Annotated in this window: 21 protein-coding genes and 1 riboswitch; of the genes, 9 read left to right on the forward strand and 12 right to left on the reverse strand. The window is 59.9% G+C overall.

Features of this window, described 5'->3' with window-relative positions; genetic code table 11:
* The first annotated feature begins 287 nt into the window (after positions 1 to 287).
* A complete protein-coding gene (locus N434_RS06770; RefSeq protein WP_181423900.1) occupies positions 288 to 2,108 on the forward strand; it encodes an alpha/beta hydrolase family protein in 1,821 nt (606 codons plus the stop codon).
* Here the strand turns inward: N434_RS06770 and N434_RS06775 are convergent.
* The 5 genes from N434_RS06775 to N434_RS06795 are packed head-to-tail and all read right to left on the reverse strand — an operon-like array spanning position 2,076 to position 7,864.
* Entirely contained in the window at positions 2,076 to 4,532 is a 2,457-nt protein-coding gene (locus tag N434_RS06775) for a glycoside hydrolase family 2 protein (protein ID WP_110756795.1), read from the reverse strand. The two genes, N434_RS06770 and N434_RS06775, sit on opposite strands and share 33 nt — an antisense overlap.
* On the reverse strand, positions 4,529 to 5,512 hold the full coding sequence (locus N434_RS06780) for a DUF1839 family protein (protein ID WP_110756797.1): 984 nt from the start codon (positions 5,510 to 5,512) through the stop codon (positions 4,529 to 4,531). The genes N434_RS06775 and N434_RS06780 overlap by 4 nt, the downstream gene beginning before the upstream one ends.
* Positions 5,513 to 5,518: 6 nt before the next feature.
* Positions 5,519 to 6,427: an amino acid--[acyl-carrier-protein] ligase gene (locus N434_RS06785; protein ID WP_110756799.1), complete on the reverse strand. Its 909-nt coding sequence runs from the start codon at positions 6,425 to 6,427 to the stop codon at positions 5,519 to 5,521.
* 4 nt (positions 6,428 to 6,431) lie between these two features.
* Positions 6,432 to 7,613, reverse strand: coding sequence for an acyl-CoA dehydrogenase family protein (locus tag N434_RS06790; protein ID WP_110756800.1), 1,182 nt, complete (start codon positions 7,611 to 7,613; stop codon positions 6,432 to 6,434).
* Positions 7,613 to 7,864 (reverse strand): acyl carrier protein, encoded by a 252-nt coding sequence (locus N434_RS06795; protein ID WP_003504852.1) that lies wholly within the window; start codon positions 7,862 to 7,864, stop codon positions 7,613 to 7,615. The genes N434_RS06790 and N434_RS06795 overlap by 1 nt, the downstream gene beginning before the upstream one ends.
* A gap of 182 nt (positions 7,865 to 8,046) precedes the next feature.
* Positions 8,047 to 8,158, forward strand: a riboswitch (TPP riboswitch).
* A 95-nt stretch (positions 8,159 to 8,253) separates the two neighbouring features.
* On the opposite strand from N434_RS06795, the gene thiC reads away from it, so the two are divergent.
* The 6 genes from thiC (at position 8,254) to N434_RS06825 (ending at position 13,519) form a co-directional block, all read left to right on the forward strand.
* Positions 8,254 to 10,077, forward strand: a complete 1,824-nt coding sequence (thiC, locus tag N434_RS06800; protein WP_110756802.1) for a phosphomethylpyrimidine synthase ThiC — start codon at positions 8,254 to 8,256, stop codon at positions 10,075 to 10,077.
* On the forward strand, positions 10,078 to 11,082 hold the full coding sequence (gene thiO, locus N434_RS06805) for a glycine oxidase ThiO (protein WP_110756803.1): 1,005 nt from the start codon (positions 10,078 to 10,080) through the stop codon (positions 11,080 to 11,082). It begins immediately after the preceding gene.
* Positions 11,051 to 11,248, forward strand: a complete 198-nt coding sequence (gene thiS, locus N434_RS06810) for a sulfur carrier protein ThiS (protein WP_065114209.1) — start codon at positions 11,051 to 11,053, stop codon at positions 11,246 to 11,248. The genes thiO and thiS overlap by 32 nt, the downstream gene beginning before the upstream one ends.
* A gap of 4 nt (positions 11,249 to 11,252) precedes the next feature.
* Positions 11,253 to 12,026 carry a thiazole synthase gene (locus tag N434_RS06815; protein WP_110756804.1) on the forward strand — a complete coding sequence of 258 codons (774 nt, stop codon included), beginning with the start codon at positions 11,253 to 11,255 and terminating at the stop codon, positions 12,024 to 12,026.
* Between the two features lie 89 nt (positions 12,027 to 12,115).
* Positions 12,116 to 13,120 carry a P1 family peptidase gene (locus N434_RS06820; RefSeq protein ID WP_110756882.1) on the forward strand — a complete coding sequence of 335 codons (1,005 nt, stop codon included), beginning with the start codon at positions 12,116 to 12,118 and terminating at the stop codon, positions 13,118 to 13,120.
* Between the two features lie 3 nt (positions 13,121 to 13,123).
* Positions 13,124 to 13,519, forward strand: coding sequence for a winged helix-turn-helix domain-containing protein (locus tag N434_RS06825; protein WP_110756806.1), 396 nt, complete (start codon positions 13,124 to 13,126; stop codon positions 13,517 to 13,519).
* Here the strand turns inward: N434_RS06825 and modC are convergent.
* From modC to N434_RS06845, 4 genes are all read right to left on the reverse strand, one after another.
* The gene (modC, locus tag N434_RS06830; RefSeq protein ID WP_110756808.1) at positions 13,488 to 14,564 is read right to left on the reverse strand and encodes a molybdenum ABC transporter ATP-binding protein; all 1,077 of its coding nucleotides are present in this window, start codon (positions 14,562 to 14,564) and stop codon (positions 13,488 to 13,490) included. The two genes, N434_RS06825 and modC, sit on opposite strands and share 32 nt — an antisense overlap.
* The gene (gene modB, locus N434_RS06835; protein ID WP_065116060.1) at positions 14,561 to 15,268 is read right to left on the reverse strand and encodes a molybdate ABC transporter permease subunit; all 708 of its coding nucleotides are present in this window, start codon (positions 15,266 to 15,268) and stop codon (positions 14,561 to 14,563) included. The genes modC and modB overlap by 4 nt, the downstream gene beginning before the upstream one ends.
* Positions 15,269 to 15,321: 53 nt before the next feature.
* Entirely contained in the window at positions 15,322 to 16,113 is a 792-nt protein-coding gene (gene modA, locus N434_RS06840) for a molybdate ABC transporter substrate-binding protein (protein ID WP_110756810.1), read from the reverse strand.
* A 226-nt stretch (positions 16,114 to 16,339) separates the two neighbouring features.
* The gene (locus N434_RS06845; RefSeq protein ID WP_110756812.1) at positions 16,340 to 17,623 is read right to left on the reverse strand and encodes an NAD(P)/FAD-dependent oxidoreductase; all 1,284 of its coding nucleotides are present in this window, start codon (positions 17,621 to 17,623) and stop codon (positions 16,340 to 16,342) included.
* 130 nt (positions 17,624 to 17,753) lie between these two features.
* Between N434_RS06845 and N434_RS06850 the strand changes: the two genes are divergently transcribed.
* Both N434_RS06850 and N434_RS06855 read left to right on the forward strand, forming a co-directional pair.
* Positions 17,754 to 18,680, forward strand: coding sequence for a LysR family transcriptional regulator (locus tag N434_RS06850; RefSeq protein WP_110756815.1), 927 nt, complete (start codon positions 17,754 to 17,756; stop codon positions 18,678 to 18,680).
* Positions 18,681 to 18,783: 103 nt separating this feature from the next.
* A complete protein-coding gene (locus N434_RS06855) occupies positions 18,784 to 19,020 on the forward strand; it encodes an Lrp/AsnC ligand binding domain-containing protein (protein ID WP_065116059.1) in 237 nt (78 codons plus the stop codon).
* A 291-nt stretch (positions 19,021 to 19,311) separates the two neighbouring features.
* Here N434_RS06855 and N434_RS06860 read toward each other — a convergent pair whose 3' ends face one another.
* The 3 genes from N434_RS06860 to epmA form a co-directional block, all read right to left on the reverse strand.
* The gene (locus N434_RS06860; protein ID WP_045019798.1) at positions 19,312 to 19,500 is read right to left on the reverse strand and encodes a hypothetical protein; all 189 of its coding nucleotides are present in this window, start codon (positions 19,498 to 19,500) and stop codon (positions 19,312 to 19,314) included.
* A gap of 378 nt (positions 19,501 to 19,878) precedes the next feature.
* A complete protein-coding gene (locus N434_RS06865; protein ID WP_110756816.1) occupies positions 19,879 to 20,943 on the reverse strand; it encodes a lysine-2,3-aminomutase-like protein in 1,065 nt (354 codons plus the stop codon).
* The gene (epmA, locus tag N434_RS06870) at positions 20,940 to 22,004 is read right to left on the reverse strand and encodes an EF-P lysine aminoacylase EpmA (protein WP_110756884.1); all 1,065 of its coding nucleotides are present in this window, start codon (positions 22,002 to 22,004) and stop codon (positions 20,940 to 20,942) included. Before epmA ends, N434_RS06865 begins: the two co-directional genes overlap by 4 nt.
* Positions 22,005 to 22,164 lie beyond the last annotated feature (160 nt).

Here is a 22,164-nt window from a genome sequence, read left to right on the forward strand (position 1 = left end):
ACGATCAGGCTGCCGGGTGGCGGAGTCTCCTCCTGCAAATAGGTACGTGACTCGCTATTTATCAGTATATTCAAGCGGTTTCGAGCAAAATAGCATCCGCGGCGAGGCTTGCCGGCCACACTGAAGGATTGTTTTTGCAACCTGTGGGCCGCACCTGAAATAAATGCCGCGGTATTTTTAGAATTATCTAATGTTATTGTTTTTGGTGTAGAACAGGCGCTAAGAGACTTGGGTATAGTGATCCCGTAATGGTTGAGCCGGGCACTGGCGCAATAGTGGCAAGGTCGATGGCAATAGATATTTCAGCGCGTGCAGGCAGTGAACCTTCCCTCGACGCATTGCAGCTTTCCGATATTGCGGTGGATGGCAGGATTGCGCACCCCGTTTCGTTTGAAGGGCTTGCGGGTATTTTTCATCCGGCGCGTAAAGACGTGAAGCGGGATCGCGCGGTGCTTTTCGTCAGCCCCTGGGGCATGGAAGAGTTGTGCAGCCGCAAGTTTCAGCGGGTTCTGGCCGAGCGGCTGGCTGCTTCCGGCGTTGCCAGCCTGCGGTTCGACTATCTCGGTGCCGGCGATGCGCTCGATCCTGAAGATGCCGGCCGGATGGCGGACTGGTTTTCCGATACGCGGGCGGCGCTGGACTATCTGACGCGTCTTTCCGGCTGTTCCGGAGTTGTCGTTGTCGCGCAGGGTCTCGGTTGTCCGATCGCCGCGCAGGCGCTTGCCGGGTCTGCGGCTGTCGATTCCATGGCCTTTCTTGCACCGGTCGTTTCCGGCCGCGGCTATCTGCGCGAGCTGGCGATGTGGTCGTCCATGATCGATGACGGCCTTGGACTTCTGCCCGGGCAGCGTCTGGCGGAGGCCGGGGCGATTGCCGGAACGGCGATGCCGGCCGGTATTGCGGATAGGATCAAGAAGGTGAACCTCTCCGGTCTCGACGCCATTCCGGCGCGCAATTTTCTCGTGCTTTCGAGACCCGGCCGGGTGACCGATGGTGATTTTGCCAGACATCTTGCGGCCATCGGCGGTGAGGTGGAGGAGGCGGAGTTCTGCGGTTATGATGATCTCGTTTCCAGCCCGACGCTTTCGAAAATATCGGGCGAGGTGGTGAACCGACTGGTGGATTGGGTCTTGTCACAGACCCACGCCGGGAACCCGGCAGCCGCCCCGGAAGATTTCATTATCAATGATCCGCAGCGCGGTCGGGGCTTTTTCGAACAACCGGTGCAATTTGGCGAGGGTGGGCGGCTTTTCGGCGTTTTTTGCGGACCGGACGATCGGCAACCGGTTTCTTCGGTCCTTCTGCTTGGCGCCGCCTATGACAGGCATTCGGGTTGGGGCAGGCTTTCCGTGCAGACCGCCCGGGCGCTTGCACGCGAGGGTGTCGCTTCGCTGCGCTTCGATGCGGCCAATATTGCCGATAGTCCACCTGTCAAAAACAAGCCGGATCAGGTTCTTTACGATGCCGCGCAGAATGACGATGTCGCTGCCGCACTCGATTTTCTCGGGCGGCGCAGCAACGGGCCCTTCATTGCGGCGGGCCGGTGCAGCGGTGCCTATCTCGCTTTCAACGGCGCGCTTGCCGATGATCGGATCAGTGCCGTGGCGGCGGTCAATCCGGTGGTTTTCCACTGGCAAAAAGGTCGCTCGGTCGATGAGGCTCTGCACAAGCGGCCGCGCTCCTTTGGGGAATACAGCCAGCGCTTTCGACAGGGAGCGACATTCAAGCGTCTCGTCAGTGGCGATGTCGATGTGGTCAGCGCCGGGCTGAACATCGTCAAGGCGACGTGGAAGAGGCTGTCGACAAAAACGGCGCGGCTCTTCCGTCGGGGTAGCGAGGAAGGGCGCGCTGTTTACAGCGCTTTCGATTCACACAAGGCCAGGGGCACCGCCATCAGCCTGCTTTACAGCGACAATGACGACGGGCTTGAGCATTTCCGTTATTATTTCGATGCCGATGGTGGTGGGCTTTCCACCTATCGGAACGTATCGCTGACCATCATTGCGGATGCCGATCACAACCTGTCGACGCCAGAGGCGAAAAAAATCTTTATCGATGCGGTGAAACGGCTGGCTCTAAAAGGAGAAACGCCGGCTGGAGCCCAGTGATACCACCTCGCCGCAAGGCGGTGTTTCGGCTGCCGTGGCCACCGGCACAAGGTTTATTCTTTTGCTCTCGCCGGGTGCGAGATGGAACCAGTTATCCGAGGCGCCATAACCTTCCGCCGTGACGTGGACGGATTGCGCCAGACGATCCGTACCGATCTCAAGCGACCAGATGCCGCTGGTTTCGCTGACCCCCAGTTGCAGGTTTGCGGAATGCAGCGCCTTTTTCCGGCCGAGAGGAAAATGGAATGCATCGGCAATGACCTGCCCGGTTGCGACATTGCGAAGCCGTGCGACGGTCACATCATGGGATGGCGGGCCGAAACGATAGGCATAGGTCGTATCGAAAAAGGCGCCGAACAAGTCGGTTGCGGCAATCGTCTGGTTCTGCCTCGGCGAAAGCGTCAGCGGCGTTTTGGCGTGGACGACGGGCTGTGTGCCATCGCGCAGGCAGGTGAGTTCCAGCATGGCCTCAAAGCTCTCGTCGGTCTCGTTGACGAGATGAATATCCAGCCCGTTGGTGCCTTCGTCGGAGAGGCTGACCTGTATCGGGCGGAACGCCCGCTTCAACGCGTGCCAGACGGATTTGGGTCTGCCGGCGGCATCGATGATACCCCAGCCCGCGCCGGGAACGAGATCCTGCAGGGTCCAGACCAGCGCACCCTGGCAAGGGGAGCCGCTACGCCGCCACTCACCGAAGGTTGCTTCCATGACCTCGGCGGTCGCGGCCCGCGACATATCAAGATAAAGGCTGCCATCCTCCCGCCGCAGAACGTCCGGTTCGACCTCGTAAAGCAGCTTCAGATAATGATCACGAACATCTTCGAAATCCCATGAGGCACCGCGGTCGCGCGGGGCGCGGGCTTTCCATCGCGGATCGTGCACGGCCACGCCGGGAAGATAATGGTCCAGTGTTTCCTGTTCGGGAATATTGGCGAAGGCGAGGCATTCGGCGGCAAAGCGCACCTCGGCGCGGCGGGCATCCTCCAGCGGGCGGCAATAGGCGCCCACGCCGTAATAATGGCCGACCCCGGCGTTGGGAAAAAATGGCAATGCGCCGCCGGAGGGGGAATTGGCGACATAGGCTGCGTCCGGCCTTTTCGCGGCAACCAGTTCTGGCAGGATCTCTTCGGTAAGCGCTCCCTTCCATATCTGTTCCGGCAGACCGAGCATCGCGCCCTGCTGGTACATTTCGCTGCCGCCGCAGAAAACGGCGAGCGATGGAGAAAGCGCAGTCGCTTCGAGGAATTGCGAGATTTCGGCCACGATATGCTGGCGGAGGGCATCATCCTTTGCCGGGTAATCGAAATTGGCGAGCATGGCATCCTGCCAGACCATGATGCCGAGTTCGTCGCAGAGCGTGAAGAATTCCGGCGTCTCATAAGCCATGGTGCCGCCGATACGGATCATGTTCATGCCGGCTTCGGCGGCTTTTCTAAGCCATGGCTCATAATCCGGCCGTGTTCCCGGCAGGCGCACGATATCGGACGTCGTCCAGACCGCGCCGCGGCAGAAGACGGGTTGCCCGTTCACTTTAAGCCCGAAACCCTTGCCGTCCCCGCCATGATCGATCTCTATCCGCCGGAAGCCGGTGCGCCCGAGCCGATACTGTTTGCCGTCCAGCTCCAGAAGGATCTCATGGAGCGCCGGCCTGCCATGGGTTTTCGGCCACCATGTTTCGACATCGGGAATATGGAGTTCGCCGGAGAGTTTACCGCCTTCATCCGTGGAAAGATCGGCACTGTAGCCGGCACAGCTCAGCCGTGCCGATGTTATGGCGCGGCTGGTTTCAAGGGCGATGCTGACGGTGCCGCGCCCGGCGTCGTCCAGCGAAGACCCTAGTGTGCAGAGTACGCCGTCCTGCCTTATCAGGCTGATGGGTCGCCATGGACCGGCGGCATGGATTTCCGGGCACCATCCGGGCATGTAGCCCAGTGCAGTGGTGCGGATCAGCCGCAGGCCCTGCGTGTTCATCATCTGCGGGCGCCAGCGGGCGCGCGGGCCGGTTTTTTCGAGCCTTGGGGCAAGAGCCCTGAAGCAGATCGAAAGTTCGTCCGCGCCCGTCAGATCGACAGGCACTTCCAGCCTTTCGAACATGCTCTGGCTGGCGGCGATCAGTTCACCGTTAAAGAAGATTTCGGCAATGGTGGAGAGGCCATCGAAGCGCAGTGTGGCCCGCTCCCGCGCATCGGAAATCATCGTCAGCCGATACCAGGCATCCCTGTCGTTGAGCGTGACAGGAGCAAGACGATCGAATTTCCCAGCTTCCTCCAGTGCCTGCGCCACCGTGCCGGGCACGGAGACGTGCAGGCTTTCAAGCGTTGCCGGGATGTCAGACGGGGTTTCGCAGGCATCGGCCGGCGTCAGTGTCAGCGTCCAGCCTTCACTCAGCAATTTCTCGCTTTCGCCCGGAAGATAGGTCCTCACGCGGCCTCGCTGGCATCAGACAGTTTCGCCGCAAGGCTTTTCATCAGACCATCCCATGCGTTCGCTGCCGGATCGAGCACGGAGGCCAGCGCATCGAATTTGCGGCGCGTGACAGCGCGGGCAAGCTGGAACTGCACGGTCTTGGCGACCTCGGAGATGCGCAGCGCGTGGTCTCGTGCTTCAGAAAAACCGTCCTTGTCCAGCCATTCGAAATGGCTTGCCGCCAGTTCGAAATTGGCGCCGAGCTGGCGCAGCGTATTGAAGGCATATTTGTGGAAAAAGCCGAAGGGCCTGTCGGCAACCTTTTCCACCTGCGCCGGAAACACGGCTGAAAAAGCCCTGACCGGATTGGCGGATGGCCGCCGCGAAAAATGAAATCTCAGCAACCGCTCGGCCGTCTTGCGAATATGGGCCGGCGAGGGATTACCGTCTGCGAATTTCGCAAATTCGGTGTAGGGCAGGAAAGGTGGGTCGGTCTCAGCCAGATGGTGCTGGAACAACCCGTCGAAATCCTCGCCCGACAGATGGAAAAAGCCGGCATTGTGGAAATAGTCGAGTTCCCGGTTCGCCAGATCGAGCCGGTTGATGGCGACGGTGGTTTTGCCGTGTTCCTTCTGGTAGCCCACCCCATGGGTGTCGGGCATGTAGAAGCTGTCCATCTCGACCAGGCAGATGCGACCACGCTCCAGCTGCGCCTCGATGTGGTTTTCCACCCTGTCGAAGATCGCCAGCTCGGTGGCGCGAACGCCATAAAGCGCTTCGAGATCTTCCAGCGGCACCTTGAAGAAGGTGAACTGATCACCCTCAAAGTCCTGCGTCAGGGTGAAACCGAACATGGCTTCCGGCGGCAGGCCTTTCGAGGCCAGAACCTCGATCCACAAATCAATGTAGCAATTGGTTTCCGGCCACATTCGCTCGGAAGAATGGAGCGGATGTTGCACATAGTTCTTGGGATCAAGGCCCGGAAAAATTTGCCGCATGGATAATCAGCCCCAGAGCGTTTCCACGACCTTCGCAGGCCATTTCTTCACATCGAGACCATGATGCGCAAACAGCGCCAGCGCGATGCGCTCAAGGCCGAAACCGACGCAGGCGGTATGGGCGACATCGCCGTTGGCGAGGTTCAGACCCCATTTCTGGCCGAAGGCATCCTGATGGTAGTTGAAGCTCATGCAGGCTGTCGGATTGGTCGTCGATGTGACCGGGATCAGCAGTTCGAATTTCAGGTTCTGATCGCGCTGGTTGTTGGCGAGCATCTTGCCGGCACGGCCGAAGAAAGGATCGTTGGCGATATCGATGGTGACGTCGAGCCCGACCGCTTTCATCATCTCCACGCCGCGATCCATCCAGGTCTGGCGGAATTCGGTGACGTCGGATTCGGTGCCCATGCAAACATATTCGCGCATGCGGAAAAGCTGCTGGCGGGCCGGATCCTTGGAGGGCTCATGGCGGAAGCAATAGGACTGGATGTCATAGAGACCACCGCCGGCAGGCAGCGCGCCGCGCTTGGCGATCGTCGGATAAAGCGGATAGCAGGCTGCCGGCGTCAGCACGATGTCTGTTGCTTTCTGGTCCTTGGTCCAGTCGCCGCCCTCATCCATGGTCTTCAACAGGCTGACATGGTCGAGCTCACAGCCGCAGAAGGAATGAACCGTGCCTGCCAGCTGCGGGAAGCTCTTCATGTAGCCGCTTTTTTCGAAGTAGGCGCGGTTGATGCCGGGCGGAAAACGGATCGCTTCGGCGCCATCGGCGGCGCCCGTGCGGTCGATCAGCCGCTCGAATGCGGCAATCACGTCCTCGAACTGGCCGCTGCGTCCATAAAGGCCGTCCACACCCGTTTCAATCAGCAGGCCTTCTTCGAACAATCGATCGAGAAACGATGTTTGCATGTCCATGGTCTTATCCCAAGAGGCTGGTGTCCTGCTTGTGAACCAGCAGGAGATTGGCGGAATTACCGAGAATACGGTCGTTGGAAATCATCAGCCGGGCGGAATGCGCATCGCGCAGATGCCGGCCGAGGCTGTAGGGCGTGCCGTTCTTGTAACCCATGATGCCACAGACCAGCATGGCGTGGTCGATGATCTCAAGAATGGTTTCCGAAGAGCAGATCTTCACATTGTTCATGGCAACAGCAAAGGCCATGGACATCAGCTTTTCCGGATCGCTCTTGGTGTCCTCGTAAGCCTTGATGCCGGCAATGATGTTGGATTTCACCACCTGCAGCTTGGTGGAAACCTCGGCAAGGCGGATCGCGCCGGGAGGGGCGGTGCCGGGCGACTTACGGGCCGCGGCTCTGACGAAGGATTGCGCGCGCAGCACCGCGTCGGAGGCGATGCCATACCATACGGCGCTCCACAGGAGATGTGAGCTTGCAAGCATGGATTGTGCGGCGATTTCCGCGAAAGGCTTCGGGAAAATCTGTGCCGCCGGCGCCTCGCCACGGAACAGGAAGCCGTCTGAACAGGTGCCGCGCATGCCGAGCGTATCCCAGACATGGGTCTTTTCGAGCGTGTACTGGTTTTTCAGGAAAACGGTCATCACCTGATCGGCCGGCGCGGCATCCTTGTGGGCGCGCGAGGTGATGAGGATCGCATCGGCATTGCTGCCGTAGGAAATGACGGTGGCATCCTTTTCCAGCCGGCAGAAGTCGCCATCGACCTCGATAGCGCAGATGGAGTTGCGCAGATTGCCGCCGATGCCGCCTTCGGTGGTGGCGGAGCCGAGCAGAAGCTGTTCACCCGCGATGCGGCGCATGAAGCCCGTATGCCATGCGCTAGCCTCGCCGTGTTCCACCAGACTGGACAGCTTGATGTGATGCATGGCGAAAATCATTGCGGTTGCCGAACAGGCCTGGCCGAGCCGGGCGCAGATATCGGCGATTTGCTGCAGGGAAGCGCTTTCGCCGCCGAGCGAGGAGGGGATCTGGATGCCCAGCAGGCGTTCCTGCCTCAAGGCATCGACAGCCTCCTCAGGGAAGCGGCCGGTGACATCCACCTCGTCCGCATGTCTGGCGGCAATGGCCGCGACACGGCCCGCGCGCGCGGACAGAGTTTCATCCTGCGGCGCAACGGTCACGTTCATCAGGCAGCCTCTTTACCATCCAGAATAAGCTTAACGGTGTCTTCAATGGCCTTGATGCTGGCGAAGGACTTGCGGTTCAGCAGGTTATCGGGAAATTCGATGTCGAAAGCTTCTTCGATTCCCAGCATCAGTTGCACCGATGCAAAGGAAGAAAGGCCTGCCGCATAAAGATCGGCTTCATCTGCAATCGTATCGACCGGGGTTGGAAGCTGGCCGAATTTGGCCAGTATTTCACGTATAGTCGCGTTCATTCCGACGTATCTCCCATAAATTTCATATCTGCATAGTTTGTGCTTATCGTTACGTGGCAAACGATAATATTCACCTAAACCGTTAGGTTAATTACAACTAACGGCAGCATGCGCCATTCCCGCACCTTTGCCAAGCGGTGATCGGCAGCCTTGACAAAAGCCGGGCGGTGTTTTTTGCTGTGGCCATTCACCAGGGGTGTCCCGTCAAGGGGCTGAGATTCTGCTTTCATGCGCAGTGACCCGTTGAACCTGATCCAGTTCATACTGGCGTAGGGACGGTGCAAAGACCTGATGTCGGGCGGGCGCATGGCGTTTCGTGTCGGCAGTCAGGTATTTTCCATCATTCCGGCTCGAACTGGGTCTCCACTGTCAAACTTTGGAGCCTCAAGATGAATATCGCTGCCAAGACTATCCCGCTGTCGGTCACCACCGGGCCGCATGCCGCCTCCACGAAAATCCACAAACCAGGAATTTTACATCCGCATATCCGCGTGCCGATGCGCGAGATCGCCGTCCACCCGACGGCGGGCGAACCGCCGGTAACGGTCTATGATTCCTCCGGTCCCTATACTGATCCCACGCACTCCGTTCTGATTGAAAAGGGTCTGCCGCGTCTGCGTTACGACTGGGTTGTGGCACGCGGTGATGTCGAGGCTTACGAGGGCCGACACGTTAAGCCGGAGGATAACGGCTTTGCCACCGGCGAGCGCCTGACGCCCGAATTTTCTGTGCGCCACCAGCCACTCAGGGCGACGGCCGGCAAGGCGGTGACACAGCTTGCCTATGCGCGGGCCGGCATCATCACCCCGGAAATGGAATTCATCGCCATCCGCGAAAATCTCGGGCGCGAGGCGGCCAAGGAGAAGCTGGTGCGCGACGGCGAAAGCTTTGGCGCGCATATCCCTGACTACGTGACGGCGGAATTCGTTCGGCAGGAAGTGGCGTCGGGTCGGGCCATCATCCCCGCCAATATCAACCACCCGGAACTCGAGCCGATGATCATCGGCCGCAATTTTCTCGTTAAGATCAACGCCAATATCGGCAATTCCGCCGTCACTTCCTCCATGGCAGAGGAGGTGGAGAAGATGGTCTGGGCGATCCGCTGGGGTGCGGATACCGTCATGGACCTTTCGACCGGGCGCAATATCCACAATATCCGGGAATGGATCATCCGCAATTCGCCGGTGCCGATCGGCACGGTGCCGCTTTATCAGGCGCTGGAAAAGGTCAACGGCATTGCCGAGGATCTGAATTGGGAGGTGTTTCGCGACACCCTGATCGAGCAGGCGGAGCAGGGCGTGGATTATTTCACCATCCATGCCGGCGTGCGGCTGCATTACATTCCGCTCACCGTCAACCGCGTTACCGGCATCGTCTCGCGCGGTGGGTCGATCATGGCCAAGTGGTGTCTGCATCATCATCGCGAAAGCTTTCTCTATGAGCATTTCGAGGAAATTTGCGACATCTGCCGCGCCTATGACGTCTCCTTCTCGCTGGGCGATGGCTTGCGTCCCGGCTCGATCGCCGACGCCAATGATGCGGCGCAGTTCGCCGAGCTGGAAACGCTGGGGGAGCTGACGCAGATCGCCTGGGCGAAGGACTGCCAGGTGATGATCGAAGGCCCCGGCCATGTGCCGATGCACAAGATCAAGGAAAACATGGACAAGCAGCTGAAGACCTGCGGCGAGGCGCCATTTTATACACTTGGGCCGCTGACCACCGATATCGCGCCCGGTTACGACCACATTACGTCCGGCATCGGGGCGGCGATGATCGGCTGGTTTGGCACGGCGATGCTCTGCTACGTCACGCCCAAGGAACATCTCGGCCTGCCGGATCGTAACGATGTGAAGGTCGGCGTTATCACCTACAAGATCGCCGCCCATGCCGCCGACCTTGCCAAGGGCCATCCGGCGGCACAGGTGCGGGATGATGCGCTGTCGCGCGCAAGGTTCGAGTTCCGCTGGGAAGATCAGTTCAACCTGTCGCTCGACCCGGATACGGCGCGGTCCTTCCACGATGAGACCCTGCCGAAGGAGGCGCACAAGGTCGCGCACTTCTGCTCCATGTGCGGGCCGAAATTCTGCTCGATGCGGATTTCCCACGATATCCGCGCCGAGGCGCAGAAGGAGGGGCTGGAGGCGATGGCCGCCCGCTTCAAGGAAGGCGGCGAGCTTTATATGCCGCTGCCGACGCCTGCGAATGCCGAATAAATGCGCGCCCTTGTCAAGGGAACGGGGGTCGCCGGATTAACGGCGGCCTTCGAGCTAGCGCGGAGCGGCGTTGTTGTCGAGGTCTCGGAGCGCAATGCCGAGCCTTCTCGCGGGGCGTCGTTTTATGCGGGCGGTATGCTGGCGCCCTGGTGTGAGCGCGAAAGCGCGGAAGAGGCGGTTCTGACGCTTGGCAAAGCGGCGCTTGATTGGTGGGCCGAAGCGGCTCCCGGCCTTGTAGTCCGCAATGGCACGCTGGTGGTCGCGCCTGCCCGCGACAAGGCGGAGCTGTCTCGTTTCGCATCGCGGACCAGTGGTTATCGCTGGGTGGATGAGGGGGGGATCGCCGCTCTGGAGCCTGATCTTGCCGGCCGGTTCCTGTCCGGACTTTACTTCCCGGGCGAAGGACATCTCGATCCGCGCCTTGCTTTGAAATCGCTGCATGAGCGGCTTTGCGCCATGGGTGTGCGGTTTCATATGGGCGTTTCGGTGGATGAACAGCGGTTCGACCGGGTGGTGGATTGCACCGGGTCTGCGGCGGTAGGAACGATTTCCAGCCTTCGCGGTGTGCGGGGAGAGATGCTTTATCTCGGCACGCCAGAGATTTCCCTCTCCCGTCCTGTCCGGCTGCTACATCCACGCATTCCGCTCTACATCGTGCCGCGTGAGCCCGGCCGCTTCATGGTGGGTGCGACGATGATCGAGACGGAGGATGACGGGGCGATTTCCGCCCGTTCGATGATGGAATTCCTCAATGCCGCCTATGCCGTGCATCCGGCCTTTGCGGAGGCGGAAATCATCGAGACCGGCACGGGCGTGCGCCCCGCCTATCCCGACAATCTGCCTGACGTGACCGAGGACGGGCGGACCATCTTCATCAACGGCGCGTACCGGCATGGCTTTCTGCTCTCGCCGGCGATGGCGCGGCATGCGGCCGGGATCGTCTGCCAAACTCTTATTCAAAAGGAACACGATCATGAAACTTCTGGTGAATGGCGACGAGCTTGATCTTGCCGCCGAGACGCTGGCCGGCCTGCTTGCCAGCCTCGAATATGAGGGCGAGTGGCTGGCGACGGCGGTCAATGGCGATCTGGTGCATTCGGAAGAGCGCGCCGATTATTTGCTGAAAGCTTTCGACCGCGTCGAAATCCTTTCGCCGATGCAGGGAGGTTGAGGCCATGCTGACGCTTTATGGCCGCGAGGTCTCGTCCCGTCTTCTGCTCGGTACGGCGCGTTATCCGTCTCCCGCCGTGCTTGCCGATGCGGTGCGGGCCAGCAATGCGGATATTCTGACGATTTCGCTGCGTCGGGAAATGGCGGGCGGCAAGCAAGGCGGTCAGTTTTTCGAGCTGATCCGCGAACTGGACCGTCATATCCTGCCCAATACCGCCGGTTGCCACACCGTGAAGGAAGCGGTGTTGACGGCGAAGATGGCGCGTGAGGTGTTTCGCACCAACTGGATCAAGCTCGAAGTCATCGGTCATCACGATACCTTGCAGCCGGATGTCTTTGCGCTGGTGGAGGCGGCAAAAATCCTCTGCGACGAGGGTTTTGAGGTCTTTCCCTATACGACTGATGATCTTGTCGTGGGCGAAAAGCTGCTGGAGGCCGGCTGCAGGGTGCTGATGCCCTGGTGCGCGCCGATCGGCAGCGCCATGGGGCCGCTTAACCTGACGGCACTGAAATCGATGCGGGCGCGGTTTCCCGATGTGCCGCTGATCGTCGATGCCGGCATCGGCCGGCCGTCACATGCGGTGACGGTGATGGAGCTCGGCTATGACGCTGTTTTGCTCAATACGGCGGTTGCCGGGGCACGTGAACCGGTCGGTATGGCGGAGGCTTTTGCCCGCGCGATAGAGGCTGGCCACCGGGCATTTCTGTCCGGGCCGCTGGAACCACGGGATATGGCCGTTCCCTCGACACCTGTTATCGGGAGGGCAGTTTTCTCCTGATCGCGGCTTTTGCCAGAGGCGGGGCATGTCACCTTTTTGCGTTGACAGTGCCCTGCGGCGGCGGGATACCGGGAGAAAAGGGGAACGGCATGGCGACGCGCAACAATCTTCTCACGGATATCGACGGCGTTTCGGTCGGCAATGTCACCGATCTCTCCCTCGGCTCCGGCGTCACGGCGATTGTTTTCGAAAAACCCGCCATCGCCTCCGGCTCGGTTCTCGGCGGTGCGCCCGGCGGGCGTGACACCGGCCTGCTCGACCCCGCGATGACGGTGGAAACCGTGGATGCACTGGTGCTTTCCGGCGGTTCGGCCTTCGGGCTGGATGCGGCGGGCGGTGTTCAGGCCGGGTTGCGCGAGATCGGCCGTGGGTTGCAGGTAGGTTCCACCCGCGTGCCCATCGTACCTCAAGCCATCCTGATGGATTTGCTGAATGGCGGCGACAAGGAGTGGGGGTTGCATTCGCCTTATCGTGAGATGGGATATGCGGCCTTCAAGGCGGCAGGTCGCGAGACTTTCGAACTCGGAACGGTGGGCGCAGGAACGGGCGCGACGACCGCCACCTTCAAGGGTGGCCTTGGTTCGGCCAGCGCCATCAGTTCCGGCGGCTATAAGGTGGCGGCCATCGTCGCGGTCAATGCGCTGGGTTCCGCGACTGTTGGCACAAGCCGCCATTTCTGGTCCGCACCTTTTGAAATGCAGGGCGAATTCGGCGATTGCGGTTTTCCGGAACGTTTCGAACCGGACCATACCGCGCTGCGGCTCAAGGGGGTCAATCTCACTGCGACGACCATCGGCGCTGTCGTGACCGATGCGACACTTACAAAGGCGCAGGCGCATCGCCTCTCCATCATGGCGCATGACGGGCTGGCGCGTGCGATTCTGCCCGCCCATTTGCCGAGCGACGGCGACACCATGTTCGCGGCGGCGACCGGCGACAAACCGCTTGAAGGCGGCGTTCATTTCGCCGAACTCTGCTATCTCGCCACAATCGTGATGGCGCGGGCGGTGGCGCGCGGTGTCCATGCGGCGACGGCGCTGCCGGTGGCGGGCGCACAAAAGGCCTATCGCGATCTTCATGGGCAGGACCGTTGAGCGATGAACGAAACGAGAGCACCACTGAAACCCGTTCTCCGCATTGATTTTTCGCCCGGGGAGCGTCTGGGCCACGGCAAGATCGAGTTGATGGAGCTGATTGTCGAGACAGGGTCCATTTCGGCCGCCGGGCGGGCCATGGATATGTCCTATCGCCGTGCATGGCTGCTGGTCGATGCGCTGAATCATATGTTCACGCAGCCGGTGATCGAATCCCAGCGCGGCGGCAAGCAGGGCGGCGGGGCGGCGTTGACCGCTTTTGGGGCCGAGGTGCTGGAGCGCTATCGCGGCATGGAAAAGCGGATGAACGAGGTCTTGCGTCAGGATATCGACTGGCTGGAGACCAACCGCAATCCCGATGATGCCGTCAATAGGGATCGAGAGCCGCCGATTTTATGATGGCATGCACCGGCTTCCCGGGCTCCAGTTGCAGGCGTTCACGTGACAGGTCGGTGATGCGCGACTGGATGATATCGCCGCCGCAATCCACCTGAACCGTCACCATGCCATCCTCGCTGACCGAGATATCTGCGACATAGCCTTCGAGAATGTTGAGCGCGCTGAGGCCTTCGGGTTTCACCAAAGCCAGCATGACATCGCGAGCCGGTATCAGCACCCGTGCAGGGTTGCCGGGTGCTCCCATTTTTGCCGGAACCTGAAGCAGCGCTGTGCTGAGCCTTACGGCGGCAAGCCCGTGCCGTGTATCGAAGCTTTCGATGTGTCCTGACAGGATGCTGCCCGCTTCCCGCCGCTCCAGATGGCTGCTGAAATCGGGTCTCCCCAGCACATCGGCCGCATTTCCCTGCGCCTCCACCTTACCGTCTTTCATCACCACGATGCGGTCGGCAAGGCGGGCGACTTCCTGGATGGAATGGCTGACATAGACGATCGGAATTTTCGTCTCGTCGCGCAGCCGTTCGAGGTAGGGAATGATCTCGGCCTTGCGCTGTTCATCCAGCGAGGCGAGCGGTTCGTCCATCAGCAACAGTCTGGGGGAAGAAAGCAAGGCGCGGCCGATAGCAACGCGTTGTTTTTCGCCGCCGGACAGTTTGTTCGGACGGCGCTGCAAGAGATGGCCGATGCCGAGCATGTCGACGATACGGTCTTCATGCGCGACCTTCGTTTTGTCTGCGGTGAACCACCTGCCGTAATGAAGGTTCTGTATCACGCTGAGATGCGGGAAAAGCCGCGCCTCCTGAAAGACGTAACCGAAGCGGCGTTTATGCGCTGGCAGAAACAATCGCTTTTCACTATCGGCCAAGACTTGGCCATCAAGAATGATCTGTCCGTTATTCGGCCGCAACAGACCGGCAATGATACGGATCATCGATGTCTTGCCGGAGCCGGAGCGCCCGAAGAGTGCGGTCACGCCGCCTTCGGAGGCAAATGACGCGTCGAGTTCGAAGGAGCCGAGGCGGTGGTGAGTTGAGACCGAAAGCGTCATTCCATGCTCACCCGTTTGCCAATGATACGGGCCAGAAACTCCGAGACGAGCAAGGCGAGCATGGAAATCACGACGGAAACGATGGTCAGCCGCAATGCACCGGCATCGCCGCCGGGCACCTGCGTGAAGGTGTAGATGGCGGCGGAAAGCGTCTGGGTCTCGCCCGGAATGTTTGAAACGAAGGTAATGGTCGCGCCGAATTCGCCCATGGCCTTGGCAAAAGCGAGGATCATGCCGGCGATGATGCCGGGGAGTGTCAGGGGGAGCGTGACGGTGAGGAACACCCAGAACGGGCTTGCCCCGAGCGTTCCCGCTGCCTCTTCCAGCTTGCGGTCCACTGCCTCGATGGAAAGGCGGATGGAGCGCACCATCAGCGGAAAGGCCATGACGGCGCAGGCGAGCGCCGCCCCGGTCCAGCGGAAGGAAAAGACGATGCCGAAATAAGTATCGAGAAATTGCCCGATCGCGCCCCTGCGGCCGAAGAGAACAAGCAACAGAAAGCCGGTGACGACGGGCGGCAGAATGAGCGGCAGGTGGACGATGCCGTTCAGCAGCGATTTGCCCCAGAAGCGGCCGCGCGCCAGTGCCACGGCCACCGCAATGCCGAAGGGCAGGCTGGCAAGCATGGCGATGGAGGACACCCAGAGGCTGAGCCTGATCGCCGTCCATTCTTCAGGGCTGAGTGTCCACCAATGCAATGCCATATCCTGCAATCGTCAAGTTTCATGGCCCACCGGGAGGTGGGCCTGAGACAAGCTTATTTCAAAACGGTAAAGCCTTGCTTTTCGAAGAAGGGCGTTGCCTTGGCCGACTTCAGGAAGTCCAGATAGGCCTTTGCTGCCGGGGACTTTGCTTCCGAAAGAATGGCGACCGGGTAGATGATCGGCGGGTGGCTGTCTTCCGGGAAGGTGCCGACGATCTTCACACCCGGATCGGCGGCTGCGTCGGTCTGGTAAACGATGCCATAGGGCGCTTCGCCGCGCGAGACGAGCAGCAGGGCGGCACGCACGCTTTCCGCGCCGGCGACTTTCTTTTCAACCGAAGACCAGGCGCCGAGCTTTTCCAGAGCGGCCTTGCCGTATTTGCCGGCGGGAACGGAATCCACCGCGCCCATGGCCAGACGGCCATCGCCCACCAGAGCAGCAAGATCGAAGCCCTGCTTGATATCGACCGGCTTTGCCTTGTCTGCGGGAGCGACGAGAACGATGCGGTTACCGAGAAGATTGGAGCGGCTGTCAGCGTCGATCAGCTTCTTTTCGGCGACATAGTCCATCCATGCAAGGTCGGCGGAAATGAAGATATCCGCCGGTGCGCCCTGCTCGATCTGCTTGGCGAGCGCGGAGCTCGCGGCATAAGAAACGGTCGCTTCGTTGCCGCTATCCTTCGCCCATTCGGCATTGATGGCGTCGAGCGCGTTTTTCATGCTCGCGGCGGCGAAGATAGTAACCTTTTCGGCGGCATGAGCCGGCACGGCCACAAACGAGGCCGCCACCCAGAAGGATGTGGCGGCGGCAATGGTCTTGAAGAAGCTGCGACGCAAAAGTCTCATGGTCTGTTACCCCCGTTTCGAGATATTCCAATGAATATATCGATAGGCCTATAGGGCAATCATTATATTTTCAAGGATATATCGATGGGATAGGGAAAAGGCCGCAGCTTTGGCTAATGTGCCTGGTGAAAAGAGTTCGAGGATCTTTCATTCGTCATGTTTGGGCATGCCCGCAACATCGCAGGCATAACAATACCCAACCCATTGGCCTGTGCCCGCAATCCGATCAGAAACGTTCGCCGGCAAAATGGGCGATCTGCGCGCCTGCCTCGTAATAGGCTTCCTTCACCGCACGGAAAGTCTGCGCTTTCGGCTCGGTCAGCGGCAGAGGCAAATCGTTTTCGGTGACCTCACCCAGAATATGCTGCGCGATTACCTTGCCAAAGGTTGTGCCCGGCGCGATGCCGCGACCGTTATAGCCTGAAAAGCCGACGACATTTTCAGCGAATTTGTGGAAGCGCGGCACGGCATTGTCGGTCATGCCGATCTGGCCATACCATTCACATTCGAATTCCGTATCGCCGAGCTGCGGGAAAAGCCGTTTCAGCGAGCGCTTCGCCCAGGCCCGGTGGATGGCGGCGCCGGTGCCGCGTAGAGCACCCACACTGCCAAAGACCAGCCGGCCGGTCTTGTCCATGCGGAAGGATGAGAGGATTTCCTTCGTGTCCCAGCAGCCTTCGCGGCCGGGCAGGATGCTTTTTTGCAGGTTGTCGCCGAGCGGTTTTGTGGCGAAGTTGAAATAGGGCAGGTAGACCTGTTCATCGCGAACGATCTGCCATGGGCCGGTGCTGTAGGCTTCGGTGGCCACAACGATCCAGCTGGCGGTTACCGATCCCTCCGGTGTCTTCACCACCCATTTCCCGCCGCTGCGCTCGGTTGCCACCACGGGGCTTGCGGTATGCATTCGTGCACCTGCCTTTTGTGCGGCGGCAGCCAGGCCGCGAACATAGGCAAGTGGCTGGATCGTGCCGGCGCGTGTATCCAGAAGCGAACCGGAATAGGCAGTGCTGCCGGTCCGCCTGGCTGTTTCCCCGGCATCGAGAACACGGACGGGTGCGCCTCTCGCGGCCCATTGTTCGCAGCGTTCACGGATTTCGGTAAGCCCCTTCTCGCCAACGGCGCAATGCAGCGTACCGTTTTTCTCGATCTCGCAGGGGATTGCGTGTTTTTCCACCAGTTCGCGCACGAGAAGCGGGGCATTGCCCAGCAGGTCGAGAAGGCGTTCGCCATAAACCTCGCCCAGCACACCCGGCAGCTCTTTCGGCATGACCCACATGCCGCCATTGATGAGGCCGACATTACGGCCTGAGCCGCCGAAGCCGATTTCCCTGGCCTCGAGAAGAACGACGTCCACGCCCTTTTCCGCAAGATGGAGGGCGGCGGATTGTCCGGTGAAGCCACCGCCGACAATCACGACATCGGCAGTTGCAGCACCTTGCAGCGCAGGCGTTACGGGTGGCTGCGGGGCGGTCTTTTCCCAGAGGCCGTGCGAGCGGGGGTCATTATACATCGTTCCACCATGTTTCGGGCCAGTTCATTTGATTTCCGTATGAGTGACAAGCCCTTGTTTATGAGACTTTACAAGCGGCTCCACCTGTTGAATATCGACATATCGTCAAGAGTTCATTCCGTGAGGGAATATGGTTCTGCCGCCGCGTCGCTTTTTGCCATCGCTTTCGTTGCTGGCAGCCTTCGAGGCCGCTTCGCGCGCGGGTAGCGTTACGGCTGCGGCGAGGGAACTTGGCCTCACGCAGGGTGCGGTCAGCCGGCAAATACTGGCGCTTGAGGAGCAGCTCGGCGTGGCGCTGTTTCTCCGCGAGCGGCAGACCATCCGGCTGACAAGGGCTGGGGAGGGTTATGCGCGGGAAATTCGCGAGGCCCTGCGGCGCATATCGACGGCTTCGCTCAATCTGCGCGCCAACCCGGATGGCGGGACGCTCAATCTCGGTGTTCTGCCCAGCTTCGGCACACGCTGGCTCGTGCCGCGCCTTCCCGATTTCCTCGCCCGGCATCCGGGCGTTTCGGTCAATCTCCTGACGCGGTCGTCGCTGTTCGATTTCCGGACCGACACCGTCGATGCGGCAATCCATTTCGGACTGCCGCACTGGCCGGGCACCGAACTGGTTTTCCTGATGCATGAAAAGGTCATTCCGGTGTGCAGCCCGGCCTTCAAGGAGCGCCATGGACTTTCAGGGCCGGGCGATCTGCTGCGTGTGCCGCTCTTGCACATGACAACCCGACCGGATGCCTGGGAACAATGGTTTCGCAGCCATGAAGTGCGTTTCGACAATGTGCATGGCATGCTCTTCGATCAATTTACGACGATTGCGGAGGCGGCGAGCGCAGGCGTCGGTGCGTCGCTCATTCCGTCCTTCATGATCGAGGAGGAGTTGCGAAGCGGCCGACTCGTGGCGGCGGTTGCGGGAGAGGTGGAGAGCGAGGAGGCTTATTATCTTGCCTGCATGCCGGATCGCGCCGGTTATGCGCCGCTCGAGAGTTTCCGGCGCTGGGTCGTGGCCGAGGCCGCATCTGGAGCGGGTGACGGGACGGTTGAGTTTTCGGCGTAAACCGGCGGGCGGTCTTGCAAGACCGGCGCTGGTCAGCCAATAGTGTGCCATGACGTGTGGCAGCAGAAGCCACGCACCGAAAGTTCCAATACGGGAGATGTCCGTGAAGCCCATTTTTGTTCAGCTTCAATGCGAGCCCGGCAAGACCTATGATGTCGCCGATGCCATCTATAAAACGGAGCTGGTTTCCGAGCTTTACTCCACCAGCGGAGAGTATGATCTGCTGTTGAAAATTTACCTGCCGCCAGAAGAAGATATCGGCAAGTTCATCAACCAGAACATCGTCAATATTCCGGGAATCGTTCGTTCGCTGACGACGCTGACCTTTACCGCGTTCTGACGCGGACAAGCCTTGATCCACCGATATCATCGCCGTGAAGGCGCTGATCGGCTCTTGCGGCGATATAGGGCACTTCAATTGACCAGGGTGTATATTTTTCGGGGGAGAGCTTTGCCGGGCTTTTCAACGCATCGGATCAGAGTGTTCCGATACACCGTGAATGGGGTGAGCCACGGCGAAAGACGAATTGTCATGCAAAATAAAAGCGCGCCATCGGCCCGCAATTTGGGGTCCGATATTTGGCGCGCTTTGGTTTTGACGGTTCCATGAGCGGGCGATAATTTTCCCGCATCAGGCCGCGGCCAGGTTCCGGTTGCGCACGAGATCGCGAATGGCGATCCGCACGTCGTCGGCGCTGTCGAACTTCTGTTCGTCCAGGTCATGAACGTGGAACTTCACCGCGATGAACTTCAACCGGTCGTTGTCCGGGATGACGATGCCGACGGGTTCGCCAGCGAATTCAATAACTTGCTTCTGCATAGATATACTCCCGCTGTGGCTACTTCACACAGCATGTTGTCGAACTGATTTTCAGGAAATTGAGACCGTTAAGTCACATTCGACAGCAGCGGGAACACGTGGATTTAAATCCAGCATTCCAGGATTCAAGACCAAGGATTGCGTTGATGTTGATATGTTTTGACATGACACACTCCCTGTATTGGTGTTGATCCGGAATCAGGAGACTCGCTCTCCAGTTCCACACTGATAATCCAGACCAGCACTAAAATCAATGCTGATTGTTATAGGTAGAATATTTTTCTTTATGATGACAGGAGAGGGGCGGAATTGTGAAATTTTTGTTTTCTTGCCCTGCCGCTTCGAAAAGCCCGGCGTCGCGGGCTTTTTATGCTTTTTTTAATCGTCGCCAGATGCCGCCGGGGGGTAGATGTGATCGTTTCCGTTGAAATCGGAAACGGAATAACAGCCATCGATTGTCTTTTTGGCCGCATTTCTGCCAATAGCCGCCTTGCCGTGGCCGCCCGGAATGTCGAGGACATAGGTGGGCTGGCACAGGCCGGAGACATGTCCGCGCAAGGCGGAAACGATTCGTTGCCCCTCTTCGATCGTCAGCCGGAAATGGCTGGTGCCGGGCGCGAGATCGGGATGATGCAGATAATAAGGCTTGATACGAGCCTCGACAAAGGCGCGCATCAATTCGGCAAGCGTTGCCGGATCGTCATTGATGCCTTTCAGAAGCACCGTCTGGCTGACCATGGCTATGCCCGCATCGATCAAACGTGCCGCAGCACGCCTTGCCGCCTCACCGAGTTCCCGTGCGTGATTCGCGTGCAGGGCGACATAGGTGGTCTTGGCGCTCGCCTTCAGCGCATCGATCAGCGCCGTGTCGATACGTTCGGGGTCGACCACCGGCACGCGGGTATGGAAACGGACGATCTTTACATGGGATATGTCTTTCAGGCGTGTCATCAGGTCGGACAGGCGCCGCGGGGAAAGTACCAGCGGGTCACCGCCGGTGAGGATGACCTCCCAGATCGCCGGGTTGGCCTTGATATAGTCGAATGCGGCGTCCAGTTCCTCCGGGCTCATCATGCCGTTGCCCTGAGGCCCGACCATTTCGCGGCGAAAACAGAAACGGCAATAGACGGGGCAGACATGCACCGCCTTCAGAAGGACGCGGTCGGGATAACGGTGAACAATGCCGTGCACGGGGCTGTGGGCATCGTCGCCAATCGGATCGTCGCGCTCCTCGGGAAGATGGATGAGTTCGGCCGGGTCCGGCACGAATTGTCGGGCAATGGGATCGTGCGGATCGCGATTGTCCATCAGATCGGCAATGGCCGGCGTGATCGCCAGCGCATAGCGCTGCGTCACCGGGCGCAGGCCTTCCAGCGCTCCGGCCTCGATCAGCCCCGCTTCGACAAGCGCTTCGGGTGTCTTGATGGTTTCAGGCCTTGTCATCGCCCATAGTCCGCAACGGGTGCCCACATGACGAGATCGATGCGGGGTGCCCCGGTGGCCAGCATCACCAGCCGGTCGAAACCGAGCGCTATGCCGCTTGCCGGTGGCATGATCGCCAGTGCTGCGAGAAAATCCTCATCCAGCGGATAGGTCTCACCGTAGACCCGCTGCTTCTCGGCCATTTCCATTTCGAAACGCCGCCTCTGCTCGGCAGCGTCGGTCAATTCGCCGAAGGCATTGGCAAGTTCCACGCCGCAGGCATAAAGCTCGAAACGTTCCGCCACCCGTGCGTCCTTCGGTGACTTGCGGGCAAGGGCTGCTTCACTGGTGGGGTATTCATCAAGGATCGTCGCGCGACCGAAACCCAGTTCCGGTTCCACCCGCTCGACGATGACACGGCTGAACATGTCCGCCCAGGTGTCGTCCCCGGCCACGCGGATGCCGGCATGGGTGAGGCTTGCGGCAAGATGTCGGCTGTCGGTTTCGCCGTTTCGGCCGATGGTGGCCAAAAGGTCAATTCCCGCATAACGCTCGAAGGCTTCGGCGACGCTCAGGCGTTCCGGCTCAAGGAAGGGATCGACGCTGCGGCCACGATAGGTGAAATGTTTGGTCCCGGTGGTTTCGGCCGCCAGCGCCAGAAGATTGGCGCTGTCCTTCATCAGGCTCTCATAGGTTTCGCCGGCCCGATACCATTCCAGCATGGTGAATTCCGGGTGGTGCAATGGGCCTCTTTCCCGGTTCCTGTAAACATGGGCGAAACAGGAAATGCGTTTTTCACCTGCGGTGAGCAGTTTCTTGCAGGCGAATTCCGGCGAGGTATGGAGATAGAGCGGTACGGCATCGCCGCCCGGCGTCAGACCCTCCGTGGCAAAGGCGTGCAGATGCGCCTCATTGCCGGGTGAAATCTGCAGGGTGGCGGTATCGACCTCGAGAAAATCGGCACGGGCGAAATAGCCGCGGAATGCCGACTGGATCGCGTTGCGGCCAATGAGAAAAGCGCGGCGGTCGGCGTGGACATCGGGCGTCCACCATGGCGACATTGTCTCTCTGCTTGCGCGCATCTTCTCTTCTTTTCCGTCTTCTCTGCGGCGTCCCATTGCGGATAAATAGCCCGCAAAACGCCTGATCGCGTCATTTAAAGCAATTCCGGGCGGAAAACCGCTAGGCACTCTTCCGCGAATTGCTGTAGAAGGCTGGCAATTCGCGCGGATTTAAGGTAGT

Source organism: Rhizobium sp. UGM030330-04 (assembly GCF_003208455.1).
Taxonomy (GTDB): domain Bacteria; phylum Pseudomonadota; class Alphaproteobacteria; order Rhizobiales; family Rhizobiaceae; genus Agrobacterium; species Agrobacterium rhizogenes_A.

What these genes read in the sequence shown, in the direction of transcription:
- N434_RS06820 (WP_110756882.1), top strand. Translation starts at nt 12,116, where the DNA reads ATGGCGACGCGCAACAATCTTCTCACGGATATCGACGGCGTTTCGGTC.
- N434_RS06770 (WP_181423900.1), top strand. Translation starts at nt 288, where the DNA reads ATGGCAATAGATATTTCAGCGCGTGCAGGCAGTGAACCTTCCCTCGAC.
- N434_RS06845 (WP_110756812.1), bottom strand. Translation starts at nt 17,623, where the DNA reads ATGTATAATGACCCCCGCTCGCACGGCCTCTGGGAAAAGACCGCCCCG.
- N434_RS06790 (WP_110756800.1), bottom strand. Translation starts at nt 7,613, where the DNA reads ATGAACGTGACCGTTGCGCCGCAGGATGAAACTCTGTCCGCGCGCGCG.
- N434_RS06850 (WP_110756815.1), top strand. Translation starts at nt 17,754, where the DNA reads ATGGTTCTGCCGCCGCGTCGCTTTTTGCCATCGCTTTCGTTGCTGGCA.
- modB (WP_065116060.1), bottom strand. Translation starts at nt 15,268, where the DNA reads ATGGCATTGCATTGGTGGACACTCAGCCCTGAAGAATGGACGGCGATC.
- thiC (WP_110756802.1), top strand. Translation starts at nt 8,254, where the DNA reads ATGAATATCGCTGCCAAGACTATCCCGCTGTCGGTCACCACCGGGCCG.
- thiO (WP_110756803.1), top strand. Translation starts at nt 10,078, where the DNA reads ATGCGCGCCCTTGTCAAGGGAACGGGGGTCGCCGGATTAACGGCGGCC.
- N434_RS06815 (WP_110756804.1), top strand. Translation starts at nt 11,253, where the DNA reads ATGCTGACGCTTTATGGCCGCGAGGTCTCGTCCCGTCTTCTGCTCGGT.
- modA (WP_110756810.1), bottom strand. Translation starts at nt 16,113, where the DNA reads ATGAGACTTTTGCGTCGCAGCTTCTTCAAGACCATTGCCGCCGCCACA.
- modC (WP_110756808.1), bottom strand. Translation starts at nt 14,564, where the DNA reads ATGACGCTTTCGGTCTCAACTCACCACCGCCTCGGCTCCTTCGAACTC.
- epmA (WP_110756884.1), bottom strand. Translation starts at nt 22,004, where the DNA reads ATGCGCGCAAGCAGAGAGACAATGTCGCCATGGTGGACGCCCGATGTC.
- N434_RS06780 (WP_110756797.1), bottom strand. Translation starts at nt 5,512, where the DNA reads ATGCGGCAAATTTTTCCGGGCCTTGATCCCAAGAACTATGTGCAACAT.
- N434_RS06865 (WP_110756816.1), bottom strand. Translation starts at nt 20,943, where the DNA reads ATGACAAGGCCTGAAACCATCAAGACACCCGAAGCGCTTGTCGAAGCG.
- N434_RS06825 (WP_110756806.1), top strand. Translation starts at nt 13,124, where the DNA reads ATGAACGAAACGAGAGCACCACTGAAACCCGTTCTCCGCATTGATTTT.
- N434_RS06860 (WP_045019798.1), bottom strand. Translation starts at nt 19,500, where the DNA reads ATGCAGAAGCAAGTTATTGAATTCGCTGGCGAACCCGTCGGCATCGTC.
- thiS (WP_065114209.1), top strand. Translation starts at nt 11,051, where the DNA reads ATGAAACTTCTGGTGAATGGCGACGAGCTTGATCTTGCCGCCGAGACG.
- N434_RS06785 (WP_110756799.1), bottom strand. Translation starts at nt 6,427, where the DNA reads ATGGACATGCAAACATCGTTTCTCGATCGATTGTTCGAAGAAGGCCTG.
- N434_RS06795 (WP_003504852.1), bottom strand. Translation starts at nt 7,864, where the DNA reads ATGAACGCGACTATACGTGAAATACTGGCCAAATTCGGCCAGCTTCCA.